A 12,302-nucleotide genomic window follows, 5' to 3' on the forward strand; every position below is an offset into this window, starting at 1 on the left:
CTCGCCTTCATTGTCTTTGCGACAAAGTCTTGTCCAAAGACGAAAACACCGACGAAGTCACCTACAAGCAGGTTACGGCGACCTCCAACCATGAAACGGACGAGATCTACAGCATCCATGTCGGCGATCAGGTGATCGAATCGACGTACAACCATCCGTTTTGGGTTGTAGGCAAAGGCTGGGTGTTTGTCAAAGACCTGAAACCGGGCGATCTGTTGGAGCAAAGCGATGGGAAGACTTTAGAAGTCGGAACTATCGAAATCCAGCAGCGTCAGACGACGGTTTACAATATGACGGTGGAAGGATTCCATACGTATTTTGTGAGCGGGTTGGGGATTTGGGTTCATAATGATGAATGCTCAGAAGCAGCTCGATATCAAAGATATTGGGAACAAACTTATAATGATCCCTACAAAGGAGAACCGAATACAAGACAAAGACTTTATACCACGCCAGGAAATCGGAGTATAGTAGATCAAAAAATCAATACAAAAACGGGAGAGTTATATAAAAGAGAAACTATTTACGATGAATTTGGAAGAAAAATTGGAAATAATGATTATACGGATCATGGAAGATCAGATGTGCCTTCACATACTAATCCACATTATCATGCTAATCCTTATAAGAATCCTAACCAACACGGACCAGGAACTCCAGGATTACATCCTAAAACTCCGAGGTGATTTGTTATCGTTGCAGTTGCACATTTTCTTCTAGCTGCTTCAAGCAGTGGGTACTACGATAAAGAAAAGTGGCAAGAATGGGCAGATGAAAAAATTTTGGAAAAAGATGAATTTCATAATTGGATTATTGAAGTATCTTTGGCTAGAACATTCAACGATCTCAATGAATGTTTAAGCGATATGTTGATCGAAGAGAAACATAAATGCAAAAAAATTAATTTTAGTGAAGCAGTAATTGGATACTACTATATTATGTATCTCGATAATAAATTAAACGTGATAGAATTGCTTTTGAATTCTGCTGAAGAAGCAGAAGAAGGATTGGATATAGGTAGTGAACCTTTTTATTTTATAAAAGACCTGATCGAAGAAAATTCTCAAGGGAATTTAAGCGTAGATATTCAACAAAAGATTGCACATTTGTTTTGCTTCTTTTTTAAGATAGCTAAACAACAAGAAGAATATCTAAAAAACTTCTAAAAATCTATACTCAGACTTACAAATTAAAAATCTTAAAGAATCTATTCAAAAAAAATGTAGTTCTCTTGCCTTGAAGGGTTTTATGCCTTTCAAGGTTTTTCTTGTAACGAATTGTAAAATGAAGTGCAAAGCCTTGACCGACGAGACGGGCATGACGCAGTACTTCTACACGCTGGACAACAATCTGGAACGCATGGTGTATCCGGACGGCAAACAGATTTCGTACACATATTATAAAAACGGACTGACGAGCAGCATGACCGATCCGTTCGGTTTGACGACGACGTACAGACAGCCTGATGACCGAGCGTAGCCTGACTAAGGACGGGAAGATCGATACGACCCGTTACTACTACGACGGCGCGAACATCATTGCCGAAGGTACGGTAGCCGCAGACGGCAGTGTCACGTTCAAAGCCCGCTATGTGCGCGGCGCGCAGCTGATCTATCGTGAAGACGCGAGCCGTCGGTCGAAGCGGAACGCTTTAATCCGCTTCGACAACCAGAAAGCGTACTACCAGCATAACGGTCACGGTGACGTAACGGGATTAGTCAAAGCTGACGGGACCGCGCTGAACAGCTATACGTACGATATCTGGGGCAACCCGCTGACCGCGGACGTCCAAGTCGAGAATCCGTTCGGCTATTCGGGCGAGTTCTGGGACGCAGATACGGGCCTGCAATATCTGAGAAGCCGTTGGTATGACCCGAGCATCGGGCGGTTTATTCAGGAGGATACGTTCGAAGGATACGTGAACCGGCCGAGCAGCTTGAATCCGTATACGTATGTGGAGAATAACCCGCTGAAGTTCGTAGACCCTAACGGCTATGCGCCTCAATGGCTACAGAATACGTGGAGCGCCGTCAAGACCGGCGTAAAAGAAACCGCTGATTTCCTCGTTATCGACGATATCAAGACGCTGACGAGCTCGCAGTCTTCGACGATCGACAAGGTAATCGCGGCAGCCAGTTTGATTCCAGCAGGCAAAGTCATCAAGGGCGGCAAATTATTCGTTGAAGTGGCTCAGGCAGGAGATAAAGCCGCTGACGCATCGAAGGCAGCCAAAGCGGTCAACAAAGCCTGCAACTGTTTCACGGCAGAGACCAAAGTCAAGACCGATCAAGGCGAGAAAAACATCGAAGACGTCCAGATCGGCGACAACGTCTTGTCCAAAGACGAAAACACCGACGAAGTCACGTACAAGCAGGTCACGGCGACCTTTAACCACAAAACGGACGAGATCTACAGCATCCATGTCGGCGATCAGGTGATCGAATCGACGTACAACCATCCGTTCTGGGTCGTAGGCAAAGGCTGGGTGTTTGTCAAAGACCTGAAACCGGGCGATCTGTTGGAGCAGAGTGATGGCAAGACTTTAGAAGTCGGAACCATCGAAGTTCAGCAGCGTCAGACGACGGTTTAAAATATGACGGTGGAAGGATTCCATACGTATTTTGTGAGCGGGTTGGGGATTTGGGTTCATAATGATGAATGTATAACTCCTGTAGCAGCAGCGAATGCAATAGCGTCTGCTGATCGTGTAGGGTCTGCTCTGAACAAATCTGATAAAAACCATCGTGCAGCTAGCTTTTTAACAGAAGCACAGTTGTCTAAGGGTAAAACTTTTAATTCTACAGGAGGAGATGGGGTTAAACGAACGCTACTTCAAGTTAATGGTGAAATGAATGGAAAAAGCAGTATATATGAGTATCTACTACAGCCAGGAGGCACTGTTTCTCACCAATTATTTATCAACGGGGGAGAGATAACCGGAAAATTAAATCAACAAGTTAAAAAATAATGGGGTGAACCGAATTTGAATACTTTAAACATTAAACTCCCTTATTCCTATATTATTGATTACATCGATTTGGATTGGCACGTCCTTTTATTCGCAGTTGAAAATGGATTTGTTGCAAAGGAGTCGGTATTGCGATATGCCGAGGGCCAAATCGAGACAGAAGCAAATCCTTCACAACTACTTCTAGATTTAGCTTGGGAAAAGGATGAAAATTCTGTATATGAATACTTGATAAAGCTTGCAAATTTAAGTTCACCCGAAGATGAAGAGAACTTGAAAGAAAAATTTTTATTTTTATTGCTAAATTGGATTTTCGAAAATCGTGAGAAGTACGGAGATCCACTTGAAATGGTTGAAATCATTTATGCCGATTTTGATTACCCGGAAGAAATATCTGGATTTGTAAGATATATGCCTCCACAATATCCTCTCCATTCTTCTAAACAAGAGAATGTAAAACAGCTGTATGAAAATTGGGAAAAGTTTTGCGAGAAAAAGAAAAAGGAGAATAAGAAAAGTTAGGCATACGACAATCTCTTACATGTACCTATGGACTAAGGAGCCCCCAATTGCGATCCCTCTGGGAACAGCGAATGGGGGTTCTCTCGTTAAGCAGCATGTGACATAGCGATTTGCGGTTCCTGCGTTAAGCGACCGGCTGCGTACTCAAGCACTTCGAAGGAAATGCGGTGTCTGAAGGCAACTGAGCCAACTGCAGCGCAACCAGACTTCGGTGAGCTACAAGTACAACGGCGATGGTCTGATGACCGAGCGCAGCATCACGAAAAACGGCCAGGCGACTACGACCCGTTACTACTACGACGGCGCGAACATCATCGCCGAAGGTACCGTAGCCGCAGACGGTAGCGTCACGTTCAAAGCCCGCTATGTGCGCGGCGCGCAGTTAATCTACCGTGAAGACGCGAGCCGTCGGTCGAAGCGGAACGCTTTAATCCGCTTCGACAACCAGAAAGCCTACTACCAGCACAACGGTCATGGCGACGTAACTGGACTGGTAAAAGCCGACGGTACCGCGCTCAACAGCTACACCTACGATATCTGGAGCAACCCGCTGACCGCAGACGTCCAAGTCGAGAATCCGTTCGGCTATTCGGGCGAGTTCTGGGACGCAGATACAGGTCTGCAATACCTGAGAAGCCGTTGGTATGACCCGAGCATCGGGCGATTTATTCAGGAGGATACGTTTGAAGGGTATGTGAATCGTCCAAGCAGTTTGAATCCTTACTCTTATGTAGAAAACAATCCTTTAAAATATCTGGATCCTAGCGGCCATGCAATAGTGCCAGGAACAACGGACTACGGAAAATTCGCTCATAGGATGGTTGAAACTATATTTAGATTCCAGCATGTTCCTGTGATGCAAAATGGCACTCCTCTGACAGAGAAATTTATTTATGATGTTAATAAGGCAGAAGGAAAGAATGGATTTGCCGATATGATTTTAAAAAGAACTGGAAGACCAGCAGAAGTATATGAATTGAAACCTGGAGGATGGTCTAATCCAGCAAATTCCGAATATGAACAAGGTAAAAAGCAACTTCAAGGTTATGTAAATGCTATAAACAGTAGCTCAAGGAATCGAGCTAACTTTCCTAACCTTTCTGTAAAAGGAACTTCGTGGGATCCAGACGGTATGTTGTTGCCATCTCCAAATAAAGGTAAGGCAATTAAATTGTATACTTATTATGATAGGGCACCAGGTATGGTTTATTATAACGAGATAAATTCACCAACAAAAGGAACACCAGTTAATGTTAAAATCCCAGAACTTGAAACAGGGACTTTGCTGGATCAAATAAGAGACTTTTTAAATTCACCAGCACCGGATTGGTTCCAACCAACTCCATCGCCCCTTCCATTACCGGCTCCACGTCCACGCATTCCTATATTTATTCCGTAAAGTTTTATTGATTTTCGTATTTATATAATATAAATTGTACTGTTGACTTTAATATATCCCACGAACATTGTGGGATATAATCTTTTTGTAGGAGGACGGAGATAGATGAAGAAATTAAGTGATTATTTAAAAACAACGATAAATCCTTTTTTGCATAGCAAAGGGTTTAAGCTTCAAAAGAAAGATGCTCCTACAATCTGGACTTATGTGCGCATCCATAAGTACAAAGATCAAATCATACAAATTTCACAGAGCAATTATGATAAAAATTCTGTACGATTTTATGCTTATATAAATGGTTTTAACGAAGAGGATATTGGAAGTCATTTTTTATATTATAAAGATGAGGAAGAGCTTGAAGAGATTTTGCAAAGCTTTATTTTTAAGTTTGAAAGCGAAGTTTTCCCTTATCTTGATCAAAAATCTAATGAAATTTTCTACGAACCTTCATTAGACCTTGCTAAGAAACTGCTTCATTCATACAAATCTATAGCCAAAAAATTTATAAATCAATACAACCTAAATTTAAATAATAGAAAAGAAACAATAACTTTTTTGCAAAACTATCTTTATGTAAATAAACAAAAAAACGAAGTTCCAATAAACAATGACATGGAATCAGTATGTGTAACTCTTATGAGCCTTATTGAGAATTCATATGATTTTCAACTTGATTTAGATGAATATAGTAAAAGCCCTTTTATGAAAGATATAGGAGGTAACGAAGAAGCTTTTTTGCTTCCTTTAAATTTAGTTTATGTTTATTGGAATAAGATGAATGGGAATGAAGGATTGTTAAAGGAAGTAATAGACGATATTGAGCAACGGGTTAATCAGTATGAGGAGTAAGAGAATCGAATCAATGGTTTTCATTTTGACGGATTGTAAAATGAAGTGCAACAATATTATTTGAAATCAAGTTTACTCTTTGAATATTTTGTTCAAAGCAATTTTGCTAAGTAGGGTTGTCTCAAGCCATGATAATGGATTTTGGGACAACTCTATTTTTTAATCAAATACGCTTCCTCCTTTTCCAAAATCGCATTAACCGCCTTATCGAATGTCCCGTTCGGCAATGGAGTCGTATCTCTTTGGTTCTATAAAATTGCTATCAATCTCTCTTTACAGCGGAGCCGCCGAAGGCGAGAATATTTCCGATGCCACCGGCTCGTTGTCCCGCATGGAAACGGACTTCAGCCTGCCGGGGCGGGGCGGTCTGGACTTTACGCTGGGACGTCTGTACGAGAGCAACGAAGCCTATATCGAAGAACCGAAGATCACCGGGAATGCAGGCGCTTATGCCAATGGGAAAGAGTATTATACCTATATGGATAAGAAAGAAAAGATACGCGATTGCATACTACAGCAGCAAAAAAATGAAAGAAGGAGTTCACATTTTTAGAATGGAGTTAACTGTTAAAGAGTTCACAGCCGGAAACAAAATTGACGAAAGCCTATTAAATCCGGATTTAGAACTGGATAGTGATACGGCCGTTTTCATAAGGATGTGCGAGATTTTTGGAATTTCAGCAAGGGTATCGTTCTTTGTTTCTGGTTTTGGGCAAAAGAGATGGCCTGTAGATTGCAAAACGGATTTGGCTACAGTCATTGAAGAAGTTCCCTACATCTTAGAAAAAGTAAATAACGGGGACTTCTTTTTCGAGCTGGACTTCTATGAACAAGGGATCGAACGAACTCTTATATTTGAAGAAGAAGACAACAAGGTACAAATCACTTGTTCAAGCCGTACAGACTGGATACCCGATCCTAATAATGTTCGTATGGATAAAAGTGAAGTTTTAAGGATGTTTGAGAACTTCTACAACAGTTTTTGGGAGTGTAGTTATGTTCTCTGTAGTGAATTAGCCGAACATCCTTTATTAAAGAATTTGAAAAATAATTAAAAGTGACCTTGAGGTTGGGGTTCCTCAAATCATCCATAAATGTCTCTGCGATGCCCAATATCAATAATGGTAATTATAATTTCCTCATCTTCAATCAGCGCCAGTATTCGGTAATCGCCTATGCGGTAACGCCATTTTCCTCTATGATTCGCGACCAAAGCTTTTCCCAGGGATCTGGGATCGCTGCAGTTCACTAAGTTCTTTTCGATCCAGCCTATCAAAAGAGCAGCCTGGTAACGATCTATTTTCTTCAACTTTTTCAAAGCCGCATCGGAAAATCGAACCGTATACATCATCGTTTATAAACCCAGTTCTTTTTTGACTTCATCCAGGGAATAAGTATGGTCCATATCGGTAAAAGCGCGGTCGAAAGCGTCCAGATCAACTTCGTCTTCGATCTTTTCGATAATCGCATTTCGCATCAAGTCAGAAACGGACATTTTTTTTAATTTGGCGTAATCTCGAATCAGTTTGTTATCCCGATCATCGACTCTTAAAGAAATAGTAACCATGAATAAACCTCCTTCATTTTATGTAATACATTGTATTGCGTTTTATTTGGTTTGTAAATTGAACTTTTTGTATAAAATGATTGAGAAGCTTCTTTTATTTTGACAGGAGAGTGCAATGTTTTCTGGCAGACGCGATCAAGCGGACCCCAAAACTTTGCGGTAGGAGCTGCCGGACATGACTTCATCGCTCTTTTCGCAAAGCTGCTGCATATTTACAAGGATGAACGCACGCACCGCCTGTATGAACATTGTCCGAGCTGCTTTTTCGCGCAATCCGATCGGCAAATCGAACGGCTGACGGAAGATTGTTTCCCGGCAAATCTGGACATTTTGACTGAAGAAGGTTTTTTGGAGCAAAGCCCTTCCAGATCAAAAAAGTCGATCGCCGAACTCAAGGGGCTGCTGCAATCGCTGAGTACCCAAGAGCAGATGCGGCTGCCGGAAGTTCTGTCGAAGCTTGCGGTAGAGCGGCTGTACCCGATCATGCGTGAACTGGAGCTGGAGCCGGCTTTGCAGGAGCATTTAATCTGGGGCTATTTTCGCGAAAAAATGTCCGGCGTTTTGGTGATTAGCGATGAACTGATGGCAGAGATTTTGCAGCAGCACCGGGATTCTCAACGGATCGTCGCCGAAAGCCTCATCCTTACGGCGATCAAGGAAGAGAAAATTTCGTTGGAGCAGCTGTTGGAAGCGGAAGCATTCTCGACGGTGCTGTTCGCGCTTCAAGAGAATAAGGTCGAAGCGGCGGCGCTGAAGCTGATCCAACCGCCTGCGGCGGGCGAGAAGAACCGGAAGCGGAAGCAGGCTGTTTTTGACCGGGCGCAGCGGCAGGCGAAGCACAACTGAGTTTGAGGCAATACCGATTAGAACAGGAAACCTACCTAAGGACAGCAAACCTAATCAAGGACGGTTTTTCCGCGTCAAATACATGCTCCGCTGCGTCTAACGCGACGTGTAGGTGTATTTTTAGTATATATTGGAAAAATCACACGGAAGCGGGGGAAACGAAATGGTGCTGACGATGCGTATGATGATGGAGTGCGAGCAGGCCGGAGAAGCGGAGAAGATCGCCCATGAAGCGCTGCAAGGGGCAGCGGACAAAATGGAACGCTATACGCTCTCGGACACCAAGCCGTATTGGAAAATCGACGGTTGGTACGTGACGGTGATCCGGGCGACGTGCAAAGCCGAGCGCAGCCCGGACGGGGCCCGGGAGGTCGCCGAACGGATTACGGACAAGGTGGCGTGGGACGCCGACGGTTTCGACGGCACGGCGGATGCCCGCCCGGAAGTGATGGGCTCGACGTTCGCGCATCCGGCCGTTCGCTTCTGCTGGTTTTATTTTGCCCAGTAGAACATGCAGCCGACTCGCCGCTTTCCTGCGGCGGCCGTATCGCCCATAACGACAAAAGCGTAGGTTGACGAGGAGACTCGTTGACCTACGCTTTTTGCTGCCGCTGCCGGCGCGCCGCGTCACGCCTCCGGCGCGAACAGCGGCCGCCGGCGCAGTTCGCCGGGCGGCAAAGCATGCCCGAACAGCGGCCCCTGCAGGCCGAAGCGGGCCATGCCGCGCAGCAGCGCCGCCTGCTCGGCGTTCTCGACGCCGGCGGCCGCGGCGTGAACGTGCAGCGCCCGGGCGAGGCCGGCGAAGGACGCGGCGACCGACTGCGCCAGACGGACGCTTCCGATCTGCCGGGTCAGGCCCGGATCGAGCTTGAGCCGGTCGACGGGGAAGTCCGCCAAGCCGGCCAGGGCGGCATAGCCCGCGCCGCATCCGGCAACGGATACCGGCAGGCCGAGCGCCTTGAAGGCTTGAATCTGCCGCACGACAAGTTCCGGCCGGCTTGCGAGCGAAGCTTCGGCGAGCTGCAGTTCCAGCAGACGCGGATCGGCGCCGGTCTCGGCCAGAATGCGGCGTATCTGTGCCGCCAGACCTTCCTGTTCGAGCTGCTGCCGCGACAGGCCGACCGTAATGCGCAGCGGCGCGCCTTCGTCGCTCCACGCCCGGGCCTGGCGGCCGGCTTCGCGCAGCATCCACTCGCCGATCCGCAGGCTCAGGCCGGCTTCTTCCGCGGCCGGCATGAACGCTTCCGGCTCCAGCAGGCCGAAGCCCGGGCGGTTCCAGCGCAGCTGCGCTTCGGCGCCCTCCAGCGCGCCCGTATCGGGATCGAGCTGCGGCTGGTAATGCAGCAGCAGCTCGCCCTGCTTGAGCGCCGCGGCCAGATCGCTCTCCAGCGAGAGCCGGTCGAGCGCTTGCGGCATGCAGTCGCCGAACAGCCGGTAATGGCCTTTGCCGTCGTCTTTGACCTGATACAGGGCAATATCGGCTTTTTTCATCAAGCCGACGGTCGTCGTGTCGTCGGCCGGGTAGAGCGAGAGGCCGATGCTCGGCAGGCTGGTCACCTGACGGCCGTCCAGGTCGTAGGGCAGACTGAGCGTGTCCAGAATCCGCCGGGCGCAGGCGTGCACGTCTTCCGGCCCGTCGATGTCGCGCAGCAGCAGCGTGAACTCGTCCCCGCCCTGCCGCGCGACGGTGTCGCCCGCGCGCATGCACGATTGCAGCCGCTGGGAGACGGCGATCAGCAGTTGGTCGCCGACGTCGTGGCCGAGCGTGTCGTTGACCGTCTTGAAGCGGTCCAGATCGATAAAGGCTACGGCCATCCGCTCCTGACGGACAGGCGCTTCCTGAACGGCCGAGCGCAGCGTTTCTTCGAACGAAGCGCGGTTGGCGAGATCCGTCAGCGGATCGTGGTACGCCAGATGCCGGATCCGGGCTTCGTTCTTCTTGTTGGCCGTGATGTCCCGGCCGATGCCGAAGATGCCGACGATTTTGTCGCGCACGCGGATCGGGATACTCGTGACGCTGACTTCGTGCAGCTGCCCGCTGCGGCTGCGCACGCGGATCTGCTGGCGGACGGATTCGCCCTGGCACAGCCGCTTCAGGTCGTCGGACAATTCGGCCAGCTCCTGATCTTTGAGAAAAGAAGCCGGCGTCAAGCCGATCAGTTCGCCGCTGTCGTAGCCGAGCATGTCGGAACAGGCTTCGTTCGCGCTGTCGAACCGGCCGCTGAGATCGAGCGAATACACCGCGTCGGGATGGTAATCGAACAGAGACTTGTAGCGCTGTTCGCTGATTTCCAATTCTTCCGTTTTGTCGTACAGGCTGAGCAGCAGGCGCCGGTTCTCCAGCAGGATGAACAGCTGGCGAACGATGACGAGCAGGATCGAGATGCCGCTGCCGATCGTGAGCGCGCTCACTTTTCCCGAACCCGAGATCATGAAGACGAACAAAGCGATCACGTTCAGGTAAGGCAGAGCCAGCCGCAGCAGGTCAAGCTTTTTCCCGCCGTCGTCTTCCTGCACGTCAAACTTCGCGGCCTGGCCGCGCGGTTGAAGGACGCCGGCACCGCCGATCAGCAGCAGGCTGAGGGTGAACGCGGGATCGACCAGACTGCCCATGGCGTAATCTCCGACGGAGATCAGGTAGAGGTAGAACGAATTGGCCGCGGCATGGACGACAAGCCCGCCGAAGACGAGCAGAATCAGCCGATCCGCCAAAAACTGCCGCGCTCCCCAATACAGGCTGATCGCTCCGAACAGCAGCACCAGATCGCCGACCGGATAAGCGAGCGAAATGGCCAAATGCAAAATATCGGCGTCGCCGGAACGGAGCAGCGGGCCGATCAGGAAGTGCCAACTGAACGTGGTCGCGACGGTCATGACGATCAGGACGTCGAACAGCAGCTTGAACACCCGGTGGCTGCGCTCGAACCGGGTGAACGGATAGATGAAGGCAGCCAGATAGCAAATCGTCTGCAGCGCGTAGAACACGTCGGTCCAGCCGGGGGAAGGCGCGGCGATGCCAAGCACGACTTCGTCGTACAGCCAGATCGCTTCGGCGATCAGGTAGCTGACGCTGCCGAGCATGAGCAGAATCCAGAAGATCCTGCGTTCGCGCGAGCTGCGCCGGGCGGCGCCGAGCAGCCAATAGATCGCGATCAGGTTGCCGAGTCCCGCAAATACGCTGCCGCCGAAGCCGGACAAGTCGGGATTATTTTGCCATATCGTAATCCAAAGGTAATAAGTGAGGGTAAATAGAACAGTGAAGGTACAAAGAGCGATGTTTTTGTTGCGATCTGTCATTCTATTAAGCTCTCCTGTCTGCTTGAAATGGTTCTGAAGTGCTAACTTACTAGTCTATACTACTATAAACCAAAGTTCGTAAGACCTACACATATTATCGGCGCTTTGCAGAATTTTCGGAAGATACGAAGCGAACCGAGGTTGGCGATGAGGGGAAGAGAGCAAATGAAGCGAACGTTGAACGGCAAACGGATAGATCCTGTCGGACATTTCTGGGAAAGGTTTGGGCAAAAAGAGCGCGAATGGTCGATCCGATGGGAAAGCGAAGACGGCGGGGCGCTCGACGAACTGTCCGCGGCACTGAGGGACGTCGACGACAATCTCGTATGCGAAGTCGGGGAACGCGGGGAAGACGGCAAAAGGGCGCTGGTTCTGTCCGCCGACGGCGCGCTTGGCTCGTTCGACAGCGTCATCGACCTGTACGAAGCCGCGCCCGCGCTGAACTATTGGAATGTGATTCCTTTTCGTCCGCGGATCGACTCGGAAGAAGGGGTGCGGATCTCGATGGAAGGGCTGGAGCTGGAGTACGACGATATTTATTTCGGCTTTGAGTCGGAGGGGGAGACGCTCGACCTGACGGTTCATATCCGGAACTTCGACGCCGAAGACGTCCGGTTCTTCCGCGCTTACTGTATCCTGCTCGATACGCTGATCGGCGAATTCGACGCGGCGATGCGGATCGGGGAGACGAAGTTCGAACGGCTGGACGAAGCGGCGGCACAAGACCTGCGTCCCCTGACCGAGCTGAGAGAGCTGGTCGACGCGCTGGAGTAAGGCTTGGGCGGCTTCCGTCCGAAGCCCGGAGGTGCGGATCTTGCGAAAAAGCGCACGCAAAAAGCGTATCCGGACCGAAG

Annotated in this window: 16 protein-coding genes; 13 read left to right on the plus strand and 3 right to left on the minus strand. The window is 48.9% G+C overall.

Translation table 11 applies throughout. From position 1 onward, the window contains the following. Positions 1 to 29: 29 nt before the first annotated feature. The 10 genes from FFV09_RS12625 (at position 30) to FFV09_RS12670 (ending at position 6,793) form a co-directional block, all read left to right on the plus strand. Positions 30 to 686: a polymorphic toxin-type HINT domain-containing protein gene (locus tag FFV09_RS12625; protein ID WP_141448158.1), complete on the plus strand. Its 657-nt coding sequence runs from the start codon at positions 30 to 32 to the stop codon at positions 684 to 686. Positions 687 to 782: 96 nt separating this feature from the next. Continuing rightward, positions 783 to 1,166, plus strand: coding sequence for a hypothetical protein (locus FFV09_RS12630; RefSeq protein WP_141448159.1), 384 nt, complete (start codon positions 783 to 785; stop codon positions 1,164 to 1,166). 118 nt (positions 1,167 to 1,284) lie between these two features. Further along, entirely contained in the window at positions 1,285 to 1,479 is a 195-nt protein-coding gene (locus tag FFV09_RS12635; protein WP_141448160.1) for a hypothetical protein, read from the plus strand. Next, on the plus strand, positions 1,466 to 2,590 hold the full coding sequence (locus FFV09_RS12640) for an RHS repeat-associated core domain-containing protein (protein ID WP_141448161.1): 1,125 nt from the start codon (positions 1,466 to 1,468) through the stop codon (positions 2,588 to 2,590). Before FFV09_RS12635 ends, FFV09_RS12640 begins: the two co-directional genes overlap by 14 nt. Positions 2,591 to 2,593: 3 nt before the next feature. Further along, a complete protein-coding gene (locus FFV09_RS12645) occupies positions 2,594 to 2,968 on the plus strand; it encodes a hypothetical protein (protein ID WP_141448162.1) in 375 nt (124 codons plus the stop codon). Positions 2,969 to 2,983: 15 nt separating this feature from the next. Next, a complete protein-coding gene (locus tag FFV09_RS12650; RefSeq protein WP_141448163.1) occupies positions 2,984 to 3,490 on the plus strand; it encodes a DUF2247 family protein in 507 nt (168 codons plus the stop codon). A 241-nt stretch (positions 3,491 to 3,731) separates the two neighbouring features. Beyond that, positions 3,732 to 4,889 carry an RHS repeat-associated core domain-containing protein gene (locus FFV09_RS12655; protein WP_141448164.1) on the plus strand — a complete coding sequence of 386 codons (1,158 nt, stop codon included), beginning with the start codon at positions 3,732 to 3,734 and terminating at the stop codon, positions 4,887 to 4,889. 105 nt (positions 4,890 to 4,994) lie between these two features. Further along, a complete protein-coding gene (locus tag FFV09_RS12660; RefSeq protein ID WP_141448165.1) occupies positions 4,995 to 5,738 on the plus strand; it encodes a hypothetical protein in 744 nt (247 codons plus the stop codon). A 226-nt stretch (positions 5,739 to 5,964) separates the two neighbouring features. Beyond that, a complete protein-coding gene (locus FFV09_RS12665; RefSeq protein ID WP_141448166.1) occupies positions 5,965 to 6,291 on the plus strand; it encodes a hypothetical protein in 327 nt (108 codons plus the stop codon). Then, positions 6,266 to 6,793: a hypothetical protein gene (locus FFV09_RS12670; protein ID WP_141448167.1), complete on the plus strand. Its 528-nt coding sequence runs from the start codon at positions 6,266 to 6,268 to the stop codon at positions 6,791 to 6,793. Before FFV09_RS12665 ends, FFV09_RS12670 begins: the two co-directional genes overlap by 26 nt. Positions 6,794 to 6,822: 29 nt before the next feature. Here the strand turns inward: FFV09_RS12670 and FFV09_RS12675 are convergent, their stop codons facing one another. Continuing rightward, entirely contained in the window at positions 6,823 to 7,089 is a 267-nt protein-coding gene (locus tag FFV09_RS12675; RefSeq protein ID WP_141448168.1) for a type II toxin-antitoxin system RelE family toxin, read from the minus strand. A gap of 3 nt (positions 7,090 to 7,092) precedes the next feature. After that, entirely contained in the window at positions 7,093 to 7,305 is a 213-nt protein-coding gene (relB, locus tag FFV09_RS12680; RefSeq protein ID WP_141448169.1) for a type II toxin-antitoxin system RelB family antitoxin, read from the minus strand. Positions 7,306 to 7,653: 348 nt separating this feature from the next. Between relB and FFV09_RS12685 the strand changes: the two genes are divergently transcribed. Continuing rightward, a complete protein-coding gene (locus FFV09_RS12685; protein WP_141448170.1) occupies positions 7,654 to 8,151 on the plus strand; it encodes a hypothetical protein in 498 nt (165 codons plus the stop codon). A 163-nt stretch (positions 8,152 to 8,314) separates the two neighbouring features. Beyond that, positions 8,315 to 8,659 carry a hypothetical protein gene (locus FFV09_RS12690; protein ID WP_141448171.1) on the plus strand — a complete coding sequence of 115 codons (345 nt, stop codon included), beginning with the start codon at positions 8,315 to 8,317 and terminating at the stop codon, positions 8,657 to 8,659. A gap of 119 nt (positions 8,660 to 8,778) precedes the next feature. Here the strand turns inward: FFV09_RS12690 and FFV09_RS12695 are convergent, their stop codons facing one another. Beyond that, positions 8,779 to 11,448, minus strand: coding sequence for a DUF4084 domain-containing protein (locus FFV09_RS12695; RefSeq protein ID WP_141448172.1), 2,670 nt, complete (start codon positions 11,446 to 11,448; stop codon positions 8,779 to 8,781). 165 nt (positions 11,449 to 11,613) lie between these two features. Here FFV09_RS12695 and FFV09_RS12700 point away from each other — a divergent pair, with 165 nt between their 5' ends. After that, positions 11,614 to 12,222 carry a hypothetical protein gene (locus FFV09_RS12700; protein WP_141448173.1) on the plus strand — a complete coding sequence of 203 codons (609 nt, stop codon included), beginning with the start codon at positions 11,614 to 11,616 and terminating at the stop codon, positions 12,220 to 12,222. Positions 12,223 to 12,302: the final 80 nt, after the last annotated feature.

Source organism: Saccharibacillus brassicae, from assembly GCF_006542275.1.
GTDB lineage: Bacteria > Bacillota > Bacilli > Paenibacillales > Paenibacillaceae > Saccharibacillus > Saccharibacillus brassicae.